Genomic DNA, 22,405 nt, shown 5'->3' with positions numbered 1-22,405 from the left:
CCACAAACATTTTACACTCACTTTCGTATGTCCAGCTCCTCCAACCCCTCTCTTCACACCCTACTAAGTATAAAAAAATACAAAAAACAGCTGCCCGAACATCTCACAATCCGGTCGAACCTTCCGCATTCCGACAGCCATCTTTTGCTTCCGTACGTCATCTATATGCGCTTGATCCATTCCATTCACGTAAGCGCTTGATCTATCCACGCTGCTTCTATCCATACACTTGAACGATTCACGATAGAACCATCCGCGCATGTTTCATCCAATGATTCGTTCATTATGCGCTTCATCCATCCGCATATGTTCCATACCATGATTCATTCATGTCATCCATAAAGTGATCCGCCAGCGTCCTAGCCATTACCCCGATCCCGCTCCGCCTGCTGGATGATCCTTTGCTGCAAGCGCCAGTATTTGTAGCGTTTGAGCTTTCGGATCTCCTCATCCGTCTTCTCGTCCACCCCCAGCAGATCATGCAGCTGCGCAGCGATGATCAGCAGCACCATACAGATCCAAATCACGCCGAACAACGTCTCCTGCGTCCAACCGTTGCCGATGGACAGACGGGGCACCGCATAGATCAACATGCCCGCACACAGCAAGGTATACAAGCCCGCTTTCATCTTACGAGCCATAAAACCCGACCTCCTTCAGCGATATCCTCTGTTTACAGTGATATCCATAACTTAGTACAAGTTATGCAGGAGGCCGGGTTTTTATGTTATCTCGTCCCATTATGGACGCCTAGGTTCCTTTCGGCTAGGCTGAGCATTAGTTCACCGTCGAATTGTACTGCCTGATCTTCTCCGTGATCTCCGCAGCGGCTGCGGACAGCGCATCCTGCGGCGACTTGGCGCCGTTCACGATCTCTTCCATCGCCGTCTCGACGATCTGCCGCGCCTCCGGGAAGACGCCCATCACAGCGCCTTGCGTTGCGGTATTGATCTCAGAAGCGTGGAGCTGTTCGACGGCAGTGACGAACTGCGGGAATTCTCTTGCATTTTCCTTGACCAGATCCAGGTCATAAGCCGCCTTGGTTATTGGGAAGTATCCCGTGCTTACGTGCCAGTAAGCCTGCTGCTCCGGCGAGGCAAGGAATTTCATAAACTCCCACGCCGCCTGCTGCTCTTCTTCCGGTCGATCGTTCAACATCCATAAGCTGGCGCCGCCGATAATCACGCCGCCGCCTTCCGCCCCATCCAATCGCGGCAGAAAGCCGGTGCCCACTTCGAACTTGCCGCCGACGGCATCGACATAGCCGCGCACGCCTGCCGTGGAGTCCAGGGTCATCGCCACCTGCCCTGCGGCAAAAGCAGCCCGTGTATCCGAAGTGCGCCGGCCGAGATTCAGCGCTGTTCCTTCATCGATCATACGCTTCCACCACTCCATGGTCTTCACGCCCGCTTCCCCGTCGACGAGCGAAGTCTCCGCCAGCGCATGCCTTCCGTTGCCGTTATCAACATACTCCGCCCCGGCATTGGCATGGAATTGTTCCATGAACCAGCCGTAGAGCGCAAAGGATACGCCGTATTTCCCATCCTTGGTCAAGATGCGCGCGGTCTCTTCTACTTCTGAGTAGGTTCTGGGCGGGCGCTCCGGATCAAGGCCGGCTTCTCGGAACATGTCTTTGTTGTAGTACAGAATCGGATTCGAAGAGTTAAAAGGCATCGAATACAGTTCTCCGTCAAAGGTGTAATAAGCCAGAATATTTTCCTCTAACTGCGACAGATCATAGTTTTCGGCATCGATGAACTTCTGAATCGGCTGGATCATGCCCGAGTCGATCATGAAGCGGCTGCCGATCTCATACACTTGAACGATCGTCGGACCATCCTTAGTGCCGAAGCTGGAGCGCAGCTTGTTCAGGCTTTCATCATAGGAGCCCTGGTAGACCGCCTCTACGAAGATATCATCCTGCTGTTCGTTGAAATCGGCGACCATCTTATCCACGGCTTCACCCGCTGCTCCCCCCATGGAATGCCAGAACGAGACCTTGATGGGACGCTTGGATGATGCCCCCTTGGCTTCCTTGTTCTCTCCCCCTAGACCAGCCTGGACTTCCTTCCCTTGCGAACTTGCTTCCATCTCCTGGACACCGCCGCCGCATGCTGCCAGCATAAGCATCATGACCGCGGCAGTAAACATGAATAACGTTCGGATCGATTTCATATCCCTCTCCTCCATCTCCAAGTACTCATCTATGCGGATGCCGCACCTTCATGTGCGGACTTGCCGCTACAGCTAATCCATTGCAACAACACCGATGCAATCCCTTCATCAAATCCGCGCCATCCGCGAACCCTTCATCCCTTTCACACACGAAGCCTTATCCCTTCACAGCCCCTGCGGTGATTCCCTGAACCAGCTGTTTCAAACCCAAGACGAGCATGATCAGGGAGGGCAGGAGCACGATGCACACCCCGGCCAGCACCAAGTTCCACGACATCGATTCCTCCCACTGCAGCATCGTGATGCCGATCTGCACGGTGCGCATGTTTTTGTTATTAGTGACCAGAAGAGGCCAGAGATAACTGTTCCAAGTGTTTAAGAAGGTGTATACCCCGAGCGTTGCCAGCGCCGGACGGCCGAGGGGCAGCACCAGCTGCAGGAAGATGCGCCCATGCCCGCAGCCGTCGATCCTCGCCGCTTCGATGAGCTCCTTGGGCAGCTGCAAGAACAACTGGCGCAGGAGGAACACGCCGAAGGCCGAAGCAAGGAAGGGCACCGTCAGCCCGAGGAACGAATCCATCCATTGCAGGGATTTGATCGTCAGGTAATTGGGAATCATCGTTACTTCCCAAGGAATCATCATCGTTGAGAGAATCAAGGTGAACAACACGAACTTCCCCCGGAATTGCACGAAGGCGAAGGCATAGGCCGCCATACTGCAAGTGATCAGCTGGCCGAGGGTTACCGCGCTTGCCATGATGAAGCTGTTCAGCAGGAACCTGGGGATCGGTGCGAGCTCCAAAGCCCGCGCATAATTGCCCAGATAGAAGCTCTCCGGCCAGAGGGGAGGCGGGAACCTCCCCGCTTCCTCTGCGGTCATGAGGCTGACGGTGAAGGCATAGATGAGCGGATACAACACGAAGCCGGCGGTGATGATCAGCACCAAGTAACGGCTCCATTCCGCCGGCTGCATCCGCAGCCTGCGATTTCTCCGTACAGCCGAACGGGACGAATGAGCAGCAAATGAGAGCGCGACATGATTCATTGATAATGCACCTTCCTCTCCACGAAGCGGAACTGCAGCACCGTCAGGATGAGGATGATGGCGAACAGCACGAGGGCCTGTGCGCTGCCGGTGCCGAACCGATAGTTCACGAAAGCCTCTTGATAGATCTGATAGACGATCGTGTTCGTCGCATTCATCGGTCCGCCCTTGGTCAAGATATGGAACTGCCCAAAGGCTTGAAAAGAACCGATGAGCGAGATGATCGTGACGAAGAACAGCGAAGGCGAAACAAGCGGCAGGATAATTTGCCCGTACTTGCGCAAGGGGCCGGCGCCGTCCACGGCAACGCTGTCGAGGATGTCCTGCGGGATCGCCTGCAGGCCGCTCAGCAGCACGATATAGACGAATCCGAGGTTCATCCAGACCGTCATTATGGAGACCGAGAGGAGCGCTTGTTTGGGATCGGCCAGCCAGAAGACGGGATCGAAGCCGAGCCAGCCCAGCACCTGATTGAACATGCCCATGCTCGGATGAAACAGCTGCAGCCAGATGACGGCAGTGGTTCCCACAGACAACGCCACAGGAAGCGAGAAGACGAAGCGAAGCAGTCCCATGCCGGCCAAAGCTCGATGGGTCAGGACGGCAAGCAGCAGGGCGAGAAGAATCGTCGGCGGCACCGTATACAAGATGAACCGCAGCGTGACAAGCAGGCCGTCATAGAACGCTTGCGAAGTAAACAGCTTGATGTAATTGTCCAGTCCGACGAACCGGACGACGCGACCCATTGGATCCGTCATATGCAAGCTGAGATAGACCGACTGAATCGCAGGATAGAAGACGAAGATCGCGAACAATATCAGCGATGGTGCTAAGAATCCATAGGCGGTTAACCATTCTTTGGCGTTCCGCCCTATGCGCAGCCGCTGTTTCCAGCTCACGTTCAGCACGGTCGCCGGCCGCTTGCCGGCAGTATGGCCGTCCATCATATTTTGTCCCATGTTCACTGGTCTGCCACATCCTTTTATCCGAATCTATTCGGCTTCAGCATACCGCCCGTCTGTTAAGGAAGTATTATAGTTGAATCAACCCATTGTAAATTTTCCCTCTAGGTCTTCAATAACAAAAAAAAGCCCGGTATCGGACCGCCGCTCCTGCAAGCGATCCGACCGGGCATGCCGCCGGGTTAGAGAAAGATTTGAAAAACATCAGAAAAACATCCCATCTGCTCCTCATCGCATCGCATCAGTCATCCGGCCCAAACCAGCATAAGCGCTTGGATGATGCCGATCATGCCGCCAAGCAGTGCGCCTAACCAGGTAATCGCGCGGAACTCGCTGCCGGTGATGCTCAGGATCACGCGTTCCACCTTGTCCATCGGGAAATCTTCCACCTGCTTCTGCACCATCTGCGGCAGATTCAACGCCTGCACCGCCTGTTCGATATGGTTCACAGCGGCTTCGATGAACGCGTTCGATACCGCGGGAACTAGATCTAACAACTGGGCTTTGTGGTTCTGCAGCAAGCTGCGCGGCGACATCTGCCAGAAGTGTTCCAGCCAAGTTTTCAAGGGAACCAACCCCTCGATCACCTTTACAAGCCAATCTGCATCAAAGGATCCTTTGGCTTCAAGAGCAGATTCAGGTGAACTTCCATGCTGAGCTCGGCTTAGTGCTTCCCCTGAACCTTGACGCATGGTTTCGTCCGCCGAAACTTCAGCTTCATGCAGCGTGTCCTGCCATCCCTCTCCAACCTCCCCGCTGGAAGCCGTCTGTACAAGCTGTTCTCGCAGCATGCCAAGCAGCTCAGCCGGAGTGCGTTCACTTAGCTGCCGCAGCTGCCCTTCCGCGATGCGGAGGACCACTTCCTGCGCTTCCCGGGAGTTCAGATAGGCAAGCAGTGCCTGGCGCACTTTGGCCGTGATCTTGTCCTCATCAAGGAACATGCCGGCCAGCATGCCCATCATCCCGCCGAGGCCTTCCAGCATCCGGTTGACCAGACGACGGATGAGGCGCATCCCCTCCGGACCCGACAGCTGTTCGCGCAGCATCCGCATCAGCCGCGGCACGCCTTGCCGTGCCAGCCAAGTTTCCGCCGGGATCTCAAGCTCCGCGAACAGTTCCGCCAGCGGCCGCCGCATCAATGACGATCTCCCGCCGGGTACTTCACCCGCCCCGCCATGCTCGATCAGTGTCCTCACCCCTTGGGAGAGGAGATGGGATGCCGCCTGCTGTACCTTCTGCTTCAGCTCCTCCGCTGCTTCTGTCCCAAACCGCCGGGTGACCAGTTCTTCCAAGGATTCCTCGCGGCAAGCCATGTCCTCGACCCATGCGCGCAGCTTCTGCTCAGCTTGTGCCCGCAGCTCCGGCCGCTGCAGCATCGACTTCAAGCCCTCCGTCGTCACGAGATATTCGCTGACGACTTGTCCCAGCGCCGCGGCGATCTCTCCCTTCCGCTTCGGGATGAGCCCCGGCGTGAAGGGGACGCGCCGGCCGCCGATGATCCACGGACGGCGAGGCAGGAACAGCATCTTGATCGCCAGATAGTTTGTCATATACCCGATTGCAGCTGCGATGAGGATCGTTGCAGCCACATACCATACGTTTTCCATCGTCTCACCTCTAGGCGTGCTCATCATTCACCAGATTATCATCAGGACATATGATGGAAGTACATATGTCTAAAGCAAAAAGGAGATCCTGCATGTCCCAAGCCTCGATAAAAACCGAAATCCAAGTTCTTACGAACAGTCTCTCCCTCGATGAATACATGCATATGAGTGCGTCGCTGATCAGACGGCTCAGGATTCCAGTGCACCGTCCGCTGACCCTGATCTTCGGATCACGCAGATTGAAGCTGAGCGTATCGCCGATCGCCCGCAGCAAAGGATTCTTCCTCCGCTTTACAGACCGTATTGCCGAACAATTGGGACTGATGGACGGGGATCTGCTGCGACTTACTTACGACCGCCGCACACAGACCCTGAAGCTCGGCCCGCTCATCGGCGTCCTGCTGCCGCGGCAGTATGCAAGCGCCGACCGACCTTACGGGAGCATGACGGCTTTCTGTCAGGAACTGCACGTCGCAAGCCGGATCTATGGCGGTCTCGTCTATTTTTTCACCCCGGACGGCATCACGTCTTCAGAAGTGATCGGGCTTCGCTCTGCTTCTCGAAGCTTCGTACGAATGCAATTCCCTATTCCTGACATCGTATATAACCGACTGACCACGCGAAAATTGGAGAATACAGACAGCGTACAACAATTTTTCACCGAAGTAAAATCCCGCCGGCAGGGACATGTCTTCAATGAACGCTTCCTTGACAAAAACGATGTCTTCTACGCCTTAGCCCGCAATGCCTCCATCCGCCAGTATCTCCCTGAGTCCCATCTTTTCACAAACTTCGCACAGCTAAACAACATGAGCCGGCGGTACCGCAGCGTGTTCCTGAAGCCGGTCACCGGCAGCCTCGGCAAGGGGATCATCCGCGTCACCCGGGCGAACGGACGCATCCTCTGTCAATACGCCAGCATGAACAGCACCATCACCCGCACATCCAGTTCCCTGAAAAAAGCCTTCGTCACCATCCGCAGCAAGGTGCAAGGCAAGCGGTACTTGATCCAGCAAGGGCTGACGCTCATCAGCATCCAGGATCGGCCCGTGGATTTTCGCGCTTTGGTCCAGAAGAATTCCAAGGGCAAATGGACGCTCACCTCGATCGTCGGCCGCATCGCCGGCAGCCGGAACTTCGTCTCCAACCTCGCCCGCGGCGGCACCCTGTGTACGGCGCGAAGCGCTTTGGCGCAATCGAATCTGCCGAGCTCGCTGCTCGCTGCCGTCTACGTCCGCTTGAAGCGGGCAGCTGTGGAGATCGCGGAAGCATTGGATGCGGAGATGCCGTGGCATTTTGCGGAGCTGGGGATCGATCTCGCTGTCGATGTGCACGGCAAAGTATGGCTGCTGGAAGTGAATTCAAAACCGTCCAAGATGGAAGGCACTCCGATCTCCTCGGGGAAGATCCGGCCTTCCGTGAAGAAGACGCTCCTGTACAGCCGCTTACTGGCAGGAATGTAGGTGATGCTGATGAAAGGAACTGCAGGCAGCAGAGCGCTCGGAATCATGGTCGTAAGCAGCCTTGCATCCGGCCGCAGGAGCTGGCCCCCCTTCGCGGACCGCGGATTCTACAAACGCTTAAGTCGAACCGGGGCACAAGCAGGCATTCGTGTGACCATCTTCGATCCCTTGTATATAGACTGGTCTCGCAAGCTCGTACAAGGTTACGAATATGATCCGAAGCAGGGCAGCTGGCTAAGCGTCACGCGGCCAATCCCGCCCGTCATCTTCGATCGCTGCTTCTATTCAGGGAGATCCCAATATGTGCGATATGCCCGTGCGATCAGCCGCCTGCGCCGGTCGCGCTGCGTGAAGGCATTGATCGTCGGGTTGAGCGGCAAGTGGCAGGTTCATCAGATCCTCGCGAAGCACAACCTGCTCCGTCCTCATCTGCCCGAAACCCGCCTTCTGGCTCATATGGAGCAAGTTGCGGAGTGGCTGGATCTGCGAGGGGCTTGCATCTTGAAGCCGAATGCCGGATCCCACGGCAAGAAGATCCTGCGGGTCGCGAAGCTGGCATCGGGCGGGTACGAAGTGACGGGAAGGGATGCGATGAACCAGCATGTCCATGCCGCCTTCGATGATCCGGCTTCCCTCCTGAAGTGGCTGGAGCGGTTTATCGGCATGAGAAGATACCTTATTCAGGAATCCCTTGCGCTTCATACCGATGCCGGGCAGCCCTACGATGTGCGTGCTCTCATGCAGAAGAGCGGCGACGGGCGGTGGCATTTGACGGGGATGGCCGTACGTGCAGGCCGTATAGGAAGTCTGACCTCGAATATCCACGGAGGAGGCAGCAGTTACCCGCTGACCCCTTTTCTGCGCGATCTGTTCGGTGAAGAAGAGACGGAATCCCTGATCCTGAAACTGCAGGATCTATCGCAACTCATCCCTCACGTCATCGAGCGGCATACCGGCAAATTAGCGGAACTTGGCATCGATTTTGGCATCGATCGAAGCGGCGGGCTGTGGATCTTGGAAGTCAACTCCAAACCAGGCCGCTCCATATTCACCAGACTGCATGATATTCGCCGAAGCAAAGCCAGCGTCTCCAATCTGATCTTATATGCACGTTATTTGTCCGACAGGCAACTAGGAGGGTTAGCACGATGAGTTTAACAAGGTTGAATGTCCATTTTACCAGCCGCTCCGACAAAACCGTCTATATGACCCGCACACTCCTGTCTCAGCTGGATCTAAGCGGTGCCAAGACCCTGCGCATCAGCCTGGGCAAGCACACCATTGAAGCGCCTGTGCGCCTGATCCGTAAACCCGGCAAACATCTGTATCTGTCCCCTTATCTGCGCACGAAACTGATGATCCCCAAAGCAGGACTCTGCTATGTTGTGCGTGATGGTGCGAACGGGGTCCGCCTCGGCCCGCTCGTCGGCGTGATGACGACGAGCCGTACGCCAAACCGTTCCAGCAGCATCCGTCCCTATATCTCCGCGGGGCATAAGCGATCGTTCTATTTCGCCTTTCACCCCGAAGACGTGAACTGGGCGAGCGAGACCGTGCGAGGGTATTTCCTGACGGCAAGCGGCAGCTGGACCCGGCGCACCGTCCCCCTGCCCGATGTTGTCTATAACCGCATGGGCAGCCGCCGCAGCGAGCGGCTGCCTTCGATGGAACAGCTGAAAGAGCGGTTTCAGCGGCGGGGCATCCCGATCTTCAATTGGAATTTCTTCGATAAGTCGGAGGTGTACGAACTGCTCGCCGGGGAGCCCGATGCCGAAGAGCATGTCCCCGAATCGATTACCGGCCCGACCTTCCAACAATTGAAGGAGATGCTGAGGAAGCACCGCTTCGTCTATCTGAAACCGACGGCCGGCAGCCTCGGCCGCGGCATCATGCGGCTTACTTACAAACCACAGAGCGGATATTATCTGCGCTACCGGCGCAACGGCCGGAATACGGTCCTTCACTACAAGCGGTTCACCGAACTGCAGCGTGCCGTCCGCCTGCGCACGAGCAGCTTAAGCCGCTATGTCTGTCAACAGGGCATCCGTCTGGCGGAGATCGACCGCTGTCCGATTGACTTTCGCTTCCATCTCAACAAGGACAGCTCCAACCGCTGGGTCGTCGCCGGCATCGGCGCTAAGAAGGCCGGCCGCGGCAGTGTCACCACGCATCTGCGCAACGGCGGCAAACTGCTCACCCCGGAACAAGCGCTGAACCTCACCTTTGGAGACAGGGCAAGGGAGATCCTCGAGAAAGCCAAACGAGAAACGATCAAGCTTGCCGAGGTCATCGAGCGCAAATCGAAGCACCGCGTCGGTGAACTGGGCTTCGATATCGGCATCGATACCGAGGGCAGGATCTGGATGTTTGAAGCCAATGCCAAGCCCGGCCGTTCGATCTTCAAGCATCCGGCGCTGAAGGGGCAGGGCAGGCAATCCCTGCGCTATATCTTCGACTACTGCATGTATCTGAGTAAGTTTCGTACCGGGAGTGACGGCTGATGGAACTGAATGGTCAACCACCGCGCAAACGTAAGAAACCCGTGATCGTTGCAATCCTGGCGATGCACGATGACGGAAAGCCCTTCCGCGGCAATTCCCAAAACTTCGTCGATCTCATCGAGACGGGTCTAAAACACGGCGTGCACATGTATGTGATCACGCCGCGGGATTTTCAGCTGAAGCGGCGCAGCGTGCCCGCCTATGCCTATGACCGCGCGACGAACACCTGGGTGCGGCAGCATATCCCGCGGCCGGTCGTCATCTATAATCGGCTTCCCTATCGCAAGGATGAAGAATCTCCGGAAGTGCAAGAGATCCTCAAGAAATGTATGGAGCATCCTCATGTTCGCATCTTTAATCCGTCTTTTTTTAACAAGTGGCAATTATTCGAATGGCTTCGCAAATCGCAGACGACGAGATCCTTCATCCCTCATACCGTCCAATGGGGCAGACAGGTGAGGCTCCTTCCGCTGTTCGCCAAATCTCCGCTCATCTATCTGAAACCCGAGTCAGGCAAAGCCGGGGCGGGCATCATGCAGCTGCGCCGCTTGAAGAAGGCCCGGCAGCCATATGTGCTCAACATCCAATCCGGCAAAGCTGCCAAGACCTACCGCTTCCGCTCCATCAAACGATTAAAACACAAACTGCACACCCTGATCGGCAAAGAACGCTATATCGTGCAGCAGGGCATCCTGCTCTCCCATCATGAGAAGCGGCCTTTCGATCTGCGCGTCCTTGTACAGAAGAACGGGCGCGGCGTCTGGAGCTTAACCGGCATCGGTGCACGCATCGCCGGCAGCAAGAGCATCACCACCCACGTGCCGCGCGGCGGATCCATCGATGATCCGAAGAAGCTGCTCAGCGCGGTCTTCGGTCCCGAAGAAGCGGAACGCATCCTGCGCCGCGTGCGCATCGCGGCCTTAAGCATCGCTCGTCAGATCGAGTCGGGAAGCCAATCCGCCTTGGGCGAGATGTCCATGGATATCGGCGTCGACGCCAAAGGACAGCTGTGGTTCTTCGAAGCCAATTCAAAACCGATGAGATTCGATGAGCCGCATATCCGGGAGAAGTCTCTGGTGAACATCGTCCTGTACTGCAAATATCTCGCCAATCGTCCCAAGCGAAAGAAAAAAGACCGGGGCGCATAGCTCATAACACACCCGCCGCTCCGCTCATATACTGACGTTATAGATCTGCTGAACATCTATCGGCATCTAACGACCTTGCCGCCATTCTCATATGAAGTAGGTGACTGGATGTGTCCCAGCTCAAGTTGGGCGTTATGGTCTTATATCTGAACAACCAGAGACAGATTGAAGAAAAAGCGTATATCCGCCGATTGTTAAAGGAATCCAAACGTCTCAGCATCGATGCCTTCCTGTTCACGCCGGAGGATGTCGACCATGAACGGCGCAGGATTCACGCCATCCGATATGATCCCAAACAAGGACGGTGGGTGCGGGCGTGGACGGACTTCCCCGACATCATCTTCGATCGCTGCCGCTTCCAAGCAACGACGCGTTTCCTTCGGCTGAAGGAATTCCGCAGCCGCTATCCGCATCTCCATTATCTGAACCGGCCGCTGGCAAACAAATGGCGCATCCACGAGCTCTTCTCCCAAAACCCCCTCATCGCGCCGCATCTGCCGGATACGAAGCTGTACAAGAACGGGCGCGGCTTACTCACCTTCATCGCCAAACACCGGGTCGTCTTCCTGAAGCCGGTGAACGGCACCGGCGGCCGGGGAATCCTGCGCATCGAGAAGCTGAACGAGCGCATGTATCAGATCCGGGGAAGGGATGCGGGGCGGAGGATTATCCCTGAGCAGACGCTGAGCGTCAGGGGATTGCTGCGCAAAGCTGATGCATGGGTCGGACAGAAAAGGTTCCTGATACAGCAAGGAATCGATATCGAACTGGATAACGGCAGGGTGCATGATTTTCGCCTGCTCATCCAGAAGACAGGGAAGGGGACGTGGGAAGTCACCGGCTGTGCCGGGAGAATCGGTGCAGCGCGCAGCGTGACAAGCAACCTGCACGGCGGGGGCGAGGCGATTGAGACAGAGAAGCTCCTCAGGATGCGCTTCGACGACGACGCAGCCATCACCCGAATCCGCAGCACGCTGGAGACCCTGGCAAGGGATATCGTGGATGAGCTGGAACGCTCCTACGGCCGGCTGTGCGAACTCGCCCTCGACCTGGCCGTCGACCGCTCCGGCGACGTTTGGCTGATCGAGATCAACCCCAAGCCGGGCCGCAACATCTTCCTGCAGATTCAAGATTACGATGCATACCGCACCGCCGTAACCCGCCCCCTCGAATACGCCTTATGGCTGCACAGCAAGAAGTTTAAGGCGTAAGGATCAGGCGTACGATGTGCGCGCAGCGAAAGAGCGCGCGTTCGAAACCCGGCAGGTGCGGCCTGGAAATGTGGGTTGAAGGCGTGGGCTGCGGGCATGAGCGAGTGGTGCATTCTTGGAATGGATCGCATTTTCGCGGCTTAAGTCGGTGATGATCTGATGGAAGTGGTTGATGGAGGGTGGGGAGGTGATGGGGAGGCGCTGGGGGTGCTGAGAAGGTGCTGATTGTGTTTGACCTATTTTTCGTACAAAAGCAAGCAGGAAAGGCCCTTCCTTGGCGTTTTGTCCTATTTTTCGTATAAAAGCAGGCAAGAAAGGCACCAGCGTGGAAGTTTTATCCTAATTTCCGTATAAAAATCAACTGAGAAGCACATATTGATCCTATTTTATCCTAATTTTAGTATAAAAGTAATTGATGGCGATCTTTTCAGAGCACATTTATCATAAATTTCGTACAAAAGTTAGTGAAAAAGGAAGTACTTCGGCGGTTTAGCCAATATTGAGGCGGCAGCCATTTGGGTTGCCGTCTTGTCATTATTGACGAGAATGAAGTCCTGATGAATCTCAAGTAAATAGATATCATTATATTAAAGTAGTGCATGCCCCATTTGTAATTATAAGAAGCCATTGCCTCTTAAATTTCTTACTATCTTACTAACTTCTTCTCGTACCAAACTCTCCCCAAATGATTACATCCTCCTTATAGACGTTCATGCTCGGTGTACTACAACGAAGATCTTGAGCGTGCCGCGTCAAAGTATTTTCCAGTTTGCTTCTCATTGTTCCTGCGTGAGCGAATGTTTCAGATCTTCCCGTGCCATTTAGGGTCAAAATCCAGCACTTTAATTTGATCACTATTTTTTAAAGCGTCTTTTACGAGATGAATTAAATATAAATCGAGCCTGACTGTTACTCTTTTAACATCTCTTACTGTAAAATCAGGACTTATTGTTAAGACATAACCTTCATCTTTACCAAACCCTTTGTATCCTTGTAAAAACGCACAAAAACCTAAAATTGGAGGAGATAGGTATATTGCAGGTACCTCATCATAAATTCTCTCGTCTTTACCTCCAAGTTTTACCCCCCCAAACAACACCTGTGAAAGAATATCTCCTACTTCCTCGATTTCCAAATTCGACTGCATCACAACTGTGCCTACTAAAAAAGGTGCGAAAGGTACTTTTCCCATCTCATTTCCCCTCGACAATAAATATCTATAATGGTTTTCATCACGGAACCGCTTCCCTAATTTCATGATACAAGACCGTATCCTCGCTTTTTGTTAGTCATGTCTCTTAGAGATCGGAAACATCATTCTCTCCCCCTTTATTCCAGTCCTTCCGTATTATATTTCAATAATATAATATTTCCTCTCCGTTTGGTCGAGGTGGTTCTAACTTTCATTATTCTTACAGTCAAATTAAGTTGCTTTCGATGATCGTCAGCAACTAAAAATACAGCATAAAAAATGGACCCACGTAATTAACGAGAGTCCAGGCAGTTCGATGTTTGTTATTTTCACAGTCTACTTGACAAGGAGCAAATCATCTTCTAAATTGCTGCTTAGATCCAGCGTCGAGCGAATTTTCTCAAGGCTCTGCATCATACAAACTAGTGTCTATCTCCAACACTTTAATTTGATCATGATCTTTTAGAACATCCATAAGTAACCTGGTCAAATGAAAATCGAGATTCATAGTTTCTCGGTCAACATCTCTTATTTCGGCGTTAGGGATTATTTCTAATACATAACCTTCATCTTCACCAAACCCTTTGCATCCTTGTAATGTCACATCGAAGCCTAATATTGGAGCAGATAGTATCATGGCAGGAACCTCATCATAAACACTCAGCTCCTTGTCAACAAATTTTATACCTCCAAATAACGCCTGCGAAAGGATATCTCCTACTTCCTCGATTTCCAAATTCGACTGCATCACAACTTTGCCTACTAAAAAAGGTATTTTTCCCATCTTGCATCCCCTCTTCAATAAATACATATCTATATAGGTTTAATTGCAAATCAAAAGAGCGAGTATATAGTGCCTGATGCTAAACGTGTTATTTCATCATTCCAATGACAGGGCATTGAAGGAATAAGCCAAAATTAAATACTCTCATGGATAGCTCTAGATGTACAAAAAAACCGGAACGCCCCTCAAAGCAGATACCAAAAATCAGAAATGCATTTGAGGGGAGCCATCTGCTGTATCAAAATCTATCCTAAATTACTCCATATTTAATCCTGCGTGATTTTTATCGAGTCATCCCGTACGAATTGGATTATTCATCTATCTAACACTTTAATTTGATCATGATCCTTTAATCGATCTTTAAGTAGCATAGTTAAGTATGAATCGAGCTTTACTGTTACTCGTTTAACATCTCTTACTGTAAAATCAGGACTTATTGTTAAGACATAACCTTCATCTTTACCAAACCCTTTGTATCCTTGTAAAATCGCACGAAAACCTAAAATTGGAGGAGATAGGTATATTGCAGGTACCTCATCATAAATTCTCTCGTCTTTACCCCCAAGTTTTACCCCTCCAAACAACGCCTGCGAAAGAATTTCCCCTACTTCCTCGATTTCCAAATTCGACTGCATCACAACTTTGCCTACTAAAAAAGGTGCGAAAGGTACTTTTCTCATCTCATATCCCCTTAACAATTAACATCTATATAGTTTCGTAATGTTGGAAATCCGCTACGCTGATTTTACAAAGCATGACTGCATCCTAACTTATTGTTAATCATGTCTCTTAGAGATCGAAACATCATTCTCTCTCCTTTATTCCTATCCTTCCGTATTATATGTCAATAGTATAATATTTCCTGTTCGTTTGGTCGAGATGATTTTTTCATGCAATCTTTCTTGATAGAATGTCGCAATATCCCATCCTGCTGAATATGCAGCGAAACATAACATACTTCGAATCCATCTTGCAGTCCGTCATAGTCTGAGGAGAGCGGATAAGTACCATATCATGCATACAAAAAAAGACCCGAGGTTTCCCTCAAGGTCTGATCTGAATGCCTATTCATTTTTCTCGCAATCATCTGGCTTGCTTACTCAATTCCTTGCGAATAACCGGGGCAATCTCCGCAGCCAAGATTTCGATTCCCTGCGCCGCCTTCTCAAACGGAATGCCCCCGATATCGCGGATCTCCGCCAAGCATCGCAACAGCCATGCCGGTGCCCAAACGGCCGGCACGCTCAGCACTCGCTAATGTTCCTCCGACGCCCACCCATATGGGGATCTCCTGTTGTTTCGGCCGCGGCGCAATCTCAGCTTCCTTCAAAGCGGGACGATGCTGACCGCTCCAAGTAACGACAGGCTTACGATTCAGCTCCAACAGTAATGCCAGATGTTCATTAAACAACGCATTGTAATCATCCAAGTCATAACCGAATAGAGGAAAAGACTCCACAAAGGCTCCTCGTCCAACGATCATCTCAGCACGTCCACCCGATATCAAATCGAGCGTCGCAAAATCCTCAAAGAGTCGAACGGGATCCATCGTGCATTCTTTGCCATCTCTCTGCGCACTCCTTCTGTATTATCTATATTTGTTGCTTCATTCATTCCATTGATTGATTTTCGAATGATAAGAAACTTACTTTATGTTAGGTGTTATATTTATATAATAAAATTTCATCAAGTAATTTTTCGAAGTAAATTATGTAATTAACATTTAGGAAGTGTTATAATGGGGAGAGGGAAGGAGGGAGTCGCATGAATCCGGTGATTTGTCCACGTTTTGAAAAAGCCATGAATTTATTGAGCCAGAAGTGGACTGGATTGATTGTTTATCAGTTGTTATCGGGCCCGCAGCGGTTTTGTCATATTGAATCATCCATTGGGGTGAGCGGCAAAGTTCTTTCGGAACGACTAAAAATTCTGGAAAACGAGGGGATCGTCAAGCGGGAAGTCTACCCGGAAACTCCCGTTCGAATAGAGTATTCCTTAACCGATAAAGGTCGAGCACTCGAACCGATCATCCGCGATATCGAAAACTGGTCGCAAACTTGGCTTGAGGAATAATGATATGAAAGGAAGGAAAGAACCGTATAACCAAATGTAAGCGCATTAAGCTATAAAGGGCATCCAGCTGTCATTTTGGCTGAGATGCCCATCCCAACTTCGTAACGGAACTCAGAGACCTTATTTCTCCATTTCCGTGCTTTTTCTCACACTAGCGGACCACAATCCCTTATTCCTTCCAAAAACGCCGCATTGCCACCATTTTAGTGCTAATAACGAACCCACTTTCCGTTAGCTTGCGAAAATCCCGGTTTTCGAACAAATAGCGTCTCTCAGTTCCGTTAGCATCTCGACCATCCATACACCAGAGCAGGAATCTGCAGCATCCCAAACATGAATCAGCAACCTCCATACACCGGGGATCTCCATTGTCCCTGCAGGAATTTGCAACTCTACCTTGAAACCCAGGGCACAAAAAAGAGTGACCCCAAGCCCTCTGCTTGGAAGTCACTCTTCTGCTTATTAGCAAACCTGCCGCCTACGTCCGGTCCCAGAAGCGGTGCTGCGCGATGGCCGCGACGAACTCCTCACCGAAGTTGGGATTGTTCGCAGCGAACACCACACCGGCGAGGTTGTTCTGCTTCGACGTCCGCAGGAAAGACTGCCCCGTCGTCGCTACGCCGATCGGCTTATAATGTTTGTAAGCCACCTGCACATATTCTTCGATCTCCTGCATGAACTTCGCTTGATTCCTCCCTGTGCCGCCGACGACATAGAGGGAATCGACCAAGTAGGGACTGTTCGTAAGGAAGGTCGAGTCGATATGAATCTTCGTGCCGTCGCTGCCCGTCACTTCACCGAAAGTCTCGCTGATCGTCACGATGAACACGCCGTTCTGTTCAAGGACTTTCAGCGTCTGCATCACTTCCTGCCCATTGAATCCATTGCCGATCAGGACGCCGACCTTCTGAGTATAGGCGTACTTAGGCGTACTCGCTTGACTGAGGGAAGCATAGCTGGTGGAGACGTTGACGTGGGTGCCTTTCGGACGATCTACGCCGATATTATCCGCTACGATATAGGCCAGTTCAGTATCGACATTGACGAGAAGGTTCACATTGGCCTGACGCACATCCCGGCTCTTCACTTTCCCCAGCTGATAACTGAATCCTTCGATGGTATGCTGTTTCTCGATCGGCGTCAGGCTGTTCCAGAAGATCCGAACCTGGAAGAAATAATCGTTAAAAGACGGGCTGCGGCCGCGAATGACATGGCCCGCTACGCGCTTTGGATACTCCAAGAACCCGCCTTCCTGCGGCAGTGTCGTGTAAGGCGTATTGTTCGCCAGAGAGTTTTGATGGTAATTGACGTGATCGATGTCGATGCGGTAGCGCATGAAGCCTCTTCTTGTATTATTGTGGAAAGGGCACAGCGGCCGGTTAATGGGCAGTTCATCATAGTTGGCACTGCCCAGCCGATGCTGCTGCGTATCCCGATAGGCGAACAGCCGGCCCTGCAGCACGGGGTCGTTGGAGAAGTCAATCCCCGGCACAACGTTCGCAAGATTATAAGCGACCTGCTCCGATTCTGCGAAGTAGTTCTCGATATTCCTGTTCAACGTCATCTTACCGATGATCTGAACAGGGATGAGTTCCTCCGGCCAGAACTTCGCGGGATCGAGGATATCGAAGTCGTACTTAAATTCATCTTCAAGGGGAATTAATTGCACGCCTAATTCATACTCCGGATAAGCGCCGCGGTCGATGGCCTCGCGCAGATCCTTCCGATGAAAGTCCGGATCGATGCCGCCGAGCTTGATCGCCTCATCCTGCAGCAGAGAATGGACGCCGAGCAGGGGCTTCCACACGAAACGGACGAAGGTGGCCACGCCCTCGTGATTCACGAACAGATAGGTGTTGATCGACCAGGACTCCATCATGCGGTAGCTGCGGATGATGCCGCGATCGGACATGATCCAGGTCACCATATGCAAGGACTCCGGGTTGCTGGCGACATAATCCCAGAACCGATCATGAGCGCCCGTAGCCGTCGGAATATCGTCATCCTGCTTCGACTGGTAGGCATGGATGACATCGGGGAATTTCATCGGATCTTGGACGATGAGCACGGGCATCGCGATCGTCATCAGATCATAGTTGCCTTCTTCCGTATAAAACTTCACTCCTAAGCAGCGCAGGTCCCGCGCCGTATCATAGGAACCTTTGGGACCTTGTACCGTAGAGAAGCGGACGAACACCGGCGTCTGCTTGCCGGGTTCTTGCAGGAAACAGGCCTTAGTCACATGCTTCATCGACTGATAGCATTCAAAATAACCATGTGCGCTGTAACCCCTGGCATGCACCACCCGCTCGGGAATCTCCTCCCGGTTAAAATGCCCCATCTTCTCGAAGAAGTAGAAGTCCTGCATCAACCCGGGGCCGCGATCCCCGACTTTTAGAATTTCCGAATCATTGGCGACTTTCAAGTTCTGTTTGGTCGTCAGCGGTTTCCCCGTATTTTGTATGCGGAAGTGATCAAGCTGCTCTATCTTGCTGTTGGCATCTATCGGCTTCTGACCTTTGTCCCTCTCATCCATCGCATCCACCTTCCTCTATCGATCGATTCGTGAGCTAACCATACCAACAGACCGATTCACGCTATGTCCCCTCTAAGCAGTCCTCCCTCATGACCCAAGTGTTTTTCCGTGCTTACTTATGCACCTGCCTGCTTACAAACATATGTAGCGATTGCTGGGAGTATAACCAGGAGACAAAATGAACCAAAAAGCCCGGCAGACGAAGGAGCGAATCCTCCGCAGGCCAGGCCTGACAAATCGAGATATGAACGATTGTGCGACGGTTATTCTAATTTGATCTTAATATTCAGCAATCCTTCCTTACGCATCGCCTCATACACAAGCACCACAACCGGTCCCAGGAACAAACCGATCACGCCGACGAGTTTGAAGCCGACATAGAGGCTGATCAGCGCTGCCAGTGCACTGATGCCGACAGCATCGCCCAGCACCTTCGGCTCGATCACACGGCGAACAACGGTGATCACGATGAACAGCACAACCAGTCCGATCGCGATGAACCAATTGCCGATCAGCGCCTGATAGATCGCCCAGGGGACGAGGAAGGAGCCGACACCGAGGACCGGCAAGAGATCGACGATGGTGACCAGGAAAGCGATCGCGAAAGCATGATCGATCCCTAAGATCAACAGCCCGATCAGCGTTAAGACATACGTCATCCCGGAGAACACGATCTGCGCCCGGACGAAGCCGAAGATGGAATTGCGCAGATTGCCAAGCACGACATCTACCTTCCCCTGTGAAGATTCATCGAAGATCGAGAGAAATCCCTGCTTCATCTTGCCCAGACTGATATTGAACAGGAATACCGCCACGATGAAGAAGAGGAAGAACAGGAACAGATCCGGTATGGCCTTCGCAAAGTTGAGTGCATACGATGACAGGTTGGAGAGCAGGCTTTGCGCAGCGCTGATCAGCGCATCCATCCCGGCATCGAAGGTCTCCGCTAAGCTGGCCGCTTGATCCGGCGGCAGGGTATCGAACAGGATATTAGCATCATAAGTGAGCCGATCAAAAAAATCCGCCACATGGTGAAAGTTATTCTTGGCATAATTGAAGAAACTCATCAACTCGGAGAGCAGCTTGACGCCGATCAGATAAGCGAGCCCGAGCAAACCGATCGTAAAGATCGAAGAAGAGATTGTGGCTGCCGCCGTCCGTCCGAGTTTACCCACCTTCATGATCAACTTGGTGAAGGGTTCCATGAACAGCACGACGACCAGCGCCAAGAGGAAGGGGAATCCCACCGTAAACAGCGCATATAGGAATCCCAGCCCGAATACGATGATGAACAGCGTTTTCTTCGTCATACATTCACTCCTCTCCGGGGCTTGTCTAAGAGCCGGAACGCCCCGGCCGTAAGATCCTCCAAGGACTGCGAATCGTTACACGATTGCTTTGCGTTTCTTAAAGTCTACATCGGCATAATACATGTCTGCAACCAGCAGGTTCGGACCGCAGCAGCGCACCGCCGGGCAATGGCAGTTAATCGTGCGGTTCAGCGGGTGCTCCTCCGTCCATCTTCTGAATATATCATCGAGCTTATCATGGAAAACCGAACCAAGGGCCGGCACCGAAGCAAAATCGGTAACAAACACATCGCCGCTGAACAGGTTGACATTCAGACGGTTGCGGCCGTCGGGGTCGTTGCGCACCGTCAGCTTCGGTTCGTGCATCAGACGGCTGAGCAGCTTGCGATCTTCCGGATCCTCATTGCAATGGAAGAACGGCAGCGTACCGAACAGCATCCATACCTCCGGATCCCGTGCATCGAGCAAGCGGTGGATCGCTTCGCGGAATTCCTGCAATGACAGACGCGGCAAGCTCGCAGCGAAGGAACTCGGATACATCGGATGCACCTCATGCCGCTTGCAGCCCATTTCGATGATATGCCGGTGGATCTCCGGCAGCTTCTTGTGGGTGCGGTAGTTGATCATCGACTCAGCGGAGATGAACAAGCCTCCTTTACTGAGTTTCTGAGCATTGTCGATCATCCGTTCATAGAGCTTGCTGGATACCTTAGGAGATACAGGATGCGAAGTGCGTGCGAAACAAATCTCATGGAAGTCTTCTGCATCGGTGTAGTTATAAGAGATATGCATGATATCCAGATAGGGAGCGATTCGCTCATATTTGCTGTAATCTAAGGTGAGATTGGAGTTCAGCTGCGAATAGATGCCGCGTTCCCGCGCATAACGGAGAAGGGGAATAATCGTCCGCTCAATCGTCCGGTCGCTGAACGACGGCTCGCCGCCGGTGATGCTGATCGTCTGCAGATGCTCTACTTCGTCCAGCCTCCGCAGGACCAGATCGATCGGGATCGTATCGCCCTCGCTCGCAACGAGCAGATCGCCAACAGCACAATGTTCGCAGCGCATATTACATAGATTCGTCACCGTAAACTCCACACTCGTCAGAACATACCGGTCGTGGCGTTCCAACGAGTGAATCGGATCCCAAGGATCCGTTTCGGGCAGAAACGGTGTCCGCTTGTGATCTCGATGATATTGGTGATCTTTGGTCAGATTCATAGTCGTCATCCTTTTTCACACCCTGCATTTCTATCCATCCTATCTTCCATGATCCTCACGTCCGTTCTAGATGTACTTATTGCGATCAAAAATTCTCATTCACTTTGATGATCACGATATTCAATTTCTTAGACATATCAATCTCATACGGCTCCTTCAGTTCTTTGCCGTTCTCGTCGGTGATGATGCGGACAACCGGCCTGTGGGGAAGGGAAGCATTGATATCCACGACGATGCCGATCTCCCCGGTATTCAGCTCCACCGTCGTTCCCGGCGGATAGATAGCGACCCGGTCGCGGAACAACTGAATCATGTGAGCATCATACAGGCGTCCCGCTCCCGCATACAGCACTTCCACCGCTTCATGGGGGAGAGCTGCCGGTTTGTATACGCGGTGCGTGGTCATCGCGTCGAAGGTATCGACGATCCCCAGAAGCTTCGCATACTCGTGGATCTCATCGCCCTTAATGCCCCGCGGATAGCCGGATCCATCCAGCCGCTCATGATGCTGCAGGGCACAGTGGGCCGCTATTAAAGATATATTCGGGTTATCCTTTAACATGCGAAAACCATCTTCCGGATGCCGACGAATGATGCTCATCTCTTCCTTCGTCAGCTTGTCCCGCTTCAGCAGGATCTCTTGCGGCACCAACGTTTTGCCAATATCGTGCAGCATTGCGCCCAGTCCCAGCACCCTTAACTGATCATAGGTATATCCGAGGGCCGTACCCAACATGATCGCATAGATGCAGACATTCAGAGAATGTTGGAACAGATAGTGATCCGACACATGGATCGTGTTCAACATGATCATCGCCTGTTTGTGTTCCTTCAATTCATCTATGATCATATCGAGCACTCTGCGGAAGTCTTTGCCCAAGTGAGGATTGCAGAACATGCGGCCTTGCTTTGCTTCGTTCATATAGTTCTGGAAGTTCTCACGAATCGTCCGCAGCGCTTCCCGGCGCATCTCCTCGCTGATATTCTCCCGAATGACGATATCCTCTGCCCGGGGATCTTCGATATAGATACGGTGAATTCCGAGCTGCTCTAATCGGCGGATCATCGTCTCGGTCAGTTCCACATGCTCTCCCAGCAAGACCAATCCTTCATCGTTGTAGATGTTCCTCGCTAATCTCATGCCTGGTTTACAATTCTGAATAGAAATCAAGCGCAA

At 52.5% G+C, this 22,405-nt stretch carries 18 protein-coding genes and 1 pseudogene; 6 read left to right on the top strand and 13 right to left on the bottom strand.

Annotated elements, in window-relative coordinates; genetic code table 11:
• Positions 1-359 precede the first annotated feature (359 nt).
• From PRECH8_RS09685 to PRECH8_RS09665, 5 genes are all read right to left on the bottom strand, one after another.
• Positions 360-641 (bottom strand): hypothetical protein, encoded by a 282-nt coding sequence (locus tag PRECH8_RS09685; protein WP_242457519.1) that lies wholly within the window; start codon positions 639-641, stop codon positions 360-362.
• A 136-nt stretch (positions 642-777) separates the two neighbouring features.
• The gene (locus PRECH8_RS09680) at positions 778-2,175 is read right to left on the bottom strand and encodes an ABC transporter substrate-binding protein (protein ID WP_200966896.1); all 1,398 of its coding nucleotides are present in this window, start codon (positions 2,173-2,175) and stop codon (positions 778-780) included.
• Positions 2,176-2,332: 157 nt separating this feature from the next.
• Positions 2,333-3,148, bottom strand: a complete 816-nt coding sequence (locus tag PRECH8_RS09675; RefSeq protein ID WP_200966907.1) for a carbohydrate ABC transporter permease — start codon at positions 3,146-3,148, stop codon at positions 2,333-2,335.
• A gap of 68 nt (positions 3,149-3,216) precedes the next feature.
• The gene (locus PRECH8_RS09670) at positions 3,217-4,167 is read right to left on the bottom strand and encodes a carbohydrate ABC transporter permease (RefSeq protein WP_200966906.1); all 951 of its coding nucleotides are present in this window, start codon (positions 4,165-4,167) and stop codon (positions 3,217-3,219) included.
• Positions 4,168-4,427: 260 nt separating this feature from the next.
• Positions 4,428-5,813: a DUF445 family protein gene (locus PRECH8_RS09665; RefSeq protein WP_200966895.1), complete on the bottom strand. Its 1,386-nt coding sequence runs from the start codon at positions 5,811-5,813 to the stop codon at positions 4,428-4,430.
• A gap of 68 nt (positions 5,814-5,881) precedes the next feature.
• Between PRECH8_RS09665 and PRECH8_RS09660 the strand changes: the two genes are divergently transcribed.
• The 5 genes from PRECH8_RS09660 (at position 5,882) to PRECH8_RS09640 (ending at position 12,112) form a co-directional block, all read left to right on the top strand.
• On the top strand, positions 5,882-7,252 hold the full coding sequence (locus tag PRECH8_RS09660; RefSeq protein WP_200966894.1) for a YheC/YheD family endospore coat-associated protein: 1,371 nt from the start codon (positions 5,882-5,884) through the stop codon (positions 7,250-7,252).
• Positions 7,253-7,255: 3 nt separating this feature from the next.
• Complete coding sequence (locus PRECH8_RS09655; RefSeq protein ID WP_207161789.1) at positions 7,256-8,404, top strand: YheC/YheD family endospore coat-associated protein; 1,149 nt, start codon at positions 7,256-7,258, stop codon at positions 8,402-8,404.
• Positions 8,401-9,753: a YheC/YheD family endospore coat-associated protein gene (locus tag PRECH8_RS09650; RefSeq protein WP_200966892.1), complete on the top strand. Its 1,353-nt coding sequence runs from the start codon at positions 8,401-8,403 to the stop codon at positions 9,751-9,753. The genes PRECH8_RS09655 and PRECH8_RS09650 overlap by 4 nt, the downstream gene beginning before the upstream one ends.
• A complete protein-coding gene (locus PRECH8_RS09645; protein WP_200966891.1) occupies positions 9,753-10,901 on the top strand; it encodes a YheC/YheD family endospore coat-associated protein in 1,149 nt (382 codons plus the stop codon). The genes PRECH8_RS09650 and PRECH8_RS09645 overlap by 1 nt, the downstream gene beginning before the upstream one ends.
• Positions 10,902-11,011: 110 nt before the next feature.
• Entirely contained in the window at positions 11,012-12,112 is a 1,101-nt protein-coding gene (locus tag PRECH8_RS09640) for a YheC/YheD family endospore coat-associated protein (protein WP_200966890.1), read from the top strand.
• A gap of 802 nt (positions 12,113-12,914) precedes the next feature.
• On the opposite strand, the gene PRECH8_RS09635 is transcribed toward PRECH8_RS09640, so the two are convergent.
• From PRECH8_RS09635 to PRECH8_RS09620, 4 genes and pseudogenes are all read right to left on the bottom strand, one after another.
• Positions 12,915-13,304, bottom strand: a complete 390-nt coding sequence (locus tag PRECH8_RS09635) for a hypothetical protein (protein ID WP_200966889.1) — start codon at positions 13,302-13,304, stop codon at positions 12,915-12,917.
• Positions 13,305-13,704: 400 nt separating this feature from the next.
• Complete coding sequence (locus tag PRECH8_RS09630) at positions 13,705-14,088, bottom strand: hypothetical protein (protein WP_200966888.1); 384 nt, start codon at positions 14,086-14,088, stop codon at positions 13,705-13,707.
• 314 nt (positions 14,089-14,402) lie between these two features.
• Entirely contained in the window at positions 14,403-14,768 is a 366-nt protein-coding gene (locus PRECH8_RS09625) for a hypothetical protein (protein WP_200966887.1), read from the bottom strand.
• A gap of 509 nt (positions 14,769-15,277) precedes the next feature.
• Positions 15,278-15,640 (bottom strand): annotated as a pseudogene (locus PRECH8_RS09620) (LLM class flavin-dependent oxidoreductase); the annotation flags it as partial.
• Between the two features lie 212 nt (positions 15,641-15,852).
• On the opposite strand from PRECH8_RS09620, the gene PRECH8_RS09615 reads away from it, so the two are divergent.
• On the top strand, positions 15,853-16,161 hold the full coding sequence (locus tag PRECH8_RS09615) for a winged helix-turn-helix transcriptional regulator (RefSeq protein WP_200966885.1): 309 nt from the start codon (positions 15,853-15,855) through the stop codon (positions 16,159-16,161).
• A gap of 478 nt (positions 16,162-16,639) precedes the next feature.
• On the opposite strand, the gene PRECH8_RS09610 is transcribed toward PRECH8_RS09615, so the two are convergent.
• The 4 genes from PRECH8_RS09610 to PRECH8_RS09595 form a co-directional block, all read right to left on the bottom strand.
• Positions 16,640-18,697 carry a catalase gene (locus PRECH8_RS09610; protein WP_200966884.1) on the bottom strand — a complete coding sequence of 686 codons (2,058 nt, stop codon included), beginning with the start codon at positions 18,695-18,697 and terminating at the stop codon, positions 16,640-16,642.
• A 263-nt stretch (positions 18,698-18,960) separates the two neighbouring features.
• Positions 18,961-20,007, bottom strand: coding sequence for a sporulation integral membrane protein YtvI (gene ytvI, locus PRECH8_RS09605; protein ID WP_200966883.1), 1,047 nt, complete (start codon positions 20,005-20,007; stop codon positions 18,961-18,963).
• Positions 20,008-20,082: 75 nt separating this feature from the next.
• A complete protein-coding gene (gene yfkAB / locus PRECH8_RS09600; RefSeq protein ID WP_200966905.1) occupies positions 20,083-21,228 on the bottom strand; it encodes a radical SAM/CxCxxxxC motif protein YfkAB in 1,146 nt (381 codons plus the stop codon).
• Positions 21,229-21,313: 85 nt separating this feature from the next.
• Positions 21,314-22,369, bottom strand: coding sequence for an HD-GYP domain-containing protein (locus PRECH8_RS09595; protein WP_242457517.1), 1,056 nt, complete (start codon positions 22,367-22,369; stop codon positions 21,314-21,316).
• Between the last annotated feature and the right edge of the window lie 36 nt (positions 22,370-22,405).

Source organism: Insulibacter thermoxylanivorax (assembly GCF_015472005.1).
GTDB lineage: Bacteria > Bacillota > Bacilli > Paenibacillales > DA-C8 > Insulibacter > Insulibacter thermoxylanivorax.
Note: the sequence above shows the minus strand (reverse complement) of the source record. Positions and strands in the feature narration are given on the sequence as shown.

Excerpts from the sequence above, each read along its gene's own strand:
- PRECH8_RS09685 (WP_242457519.1), bottom strand. The coding sequence starts at position 641 with ATGGCTCGTAAGATGAAAGCGGGCTTGTATACCTTGCTGTGTGCGGGC.
- PRECH8_RS09680 (WP_200966896.1), bottom strand. The coding sequence starts at position 2,175 with ATGAAATCGATCCGAACGTTATTCATGTTTACTGCCGCGGTCATGATG.
- PRECH8_RS09675 (WP_200966907.1), bottom strand. The coding sequence starts at position 3,148 with ATGCAGCCGGCGGAATGGAGCCGTTACTTGGTGCTGATCATCACCGCC.
- PRECH8_RS09670 (WP_200966906.1), bottom strand. The coding sequence starts at position 4,167 with ATGATGGACGGCCATACTGCCGGCAAGCGGCCGGCGACCGTGCTGAAC.
- PRECH8_RS09665 (WP_200966895.1), bottom strand. The coding sequence starts at position 5,813 with ATGAGCACGCCTAGAGGTGAGACGATGGAAAACGTATGGTATGTGGCT.
- PRECH8_RS09660 (WP_200966894.1), top strand. The coding sequence starts at position 5,882 with ATGTCCCAAGCCTCGATAAAAACCGAAATCCAAGTTCTTACGAACAGT.
- PRECH8_RS09655 (WP_207161789.1), top strand. The coding sequence starts at position 7,256 with ATGCTGATGAAAGGAACTGCAGGCAGCAGAGCGCTCGGAATCATGGTC.
- PRECH8_RS09650 (WP_200966892.1), top strand. The coding sequence starts at position 8,401 with ATGAGTTTAACAAGGTTGAATGTCCATTTTACCAGCCGCTCCGACAAA.
- PRECH8_RS09645 (WP_200966891.1), top strand. The coding sequence starts at position 9,753 with ATGGAACTGAATGGTCAACCACCGCGCAAACGTAAGAAACCCGTGATC.
- PRECH8_RS09635 (WP_200966889.1), bottom strand. The coding sequence starts at position 13,304 with ATGGGAAAAGTACCTTTCGCACCTTTTTTAGTAGGCACAGTTGTGATG.
- PRECH8_RS09630 (WP_200966888.1), bottom strand. The coding sequence starts at position 14,088 with ATGGGAAAAATACCTTTTTTAGTAGGCAAAGTTGTGATGCAGTCGAAT.
- PRECH8_RS09625 (WP_200966887.1), bottom strand. The coding sequence starts at position 14,768 with ATGAGAAAAGTACCTTTCGCACCTTTTTTAGTAGGCAAAGTTGTGATG.
- PRECH8_RS09615 (WP_200966885.1), top strand. The coding sequence starts at position 15,853 with ATGAATCCGGTGATTTGTCCACGTTTTGAAAAAGCCATGAATTTATTG.
- PRECH8_RS09610 (WP_200966884.1), bottom strand. The coding sequence starts at position 18,697 with ATGGATGAGAGGGACAAAGGTCAGAAGCCGATAGATGCCAACAGCAAG.
- ytvI (WP_200966883.1), bottom strand. The coding sequence starts at position 20,007 with ATGACGAAGAAAACGCTGTTCATCATCGTATTCGGGCTGGGATTCCTA.
- yfkAB (WP_200966905.1), bottom strand. The coding sequence starts at position 21,228 with ATGAATCTGACCAAAGATCACCAATATCATCGAGATCACAAGCGGACA.
- PRECH8_RS09595 (WP_242457517.1), bottom strand. The coding sequence starts at position 22,369 with ATGAGATTAGCGAGGAACATCTACAACGATGAAGGATTGGTCTTGCTG.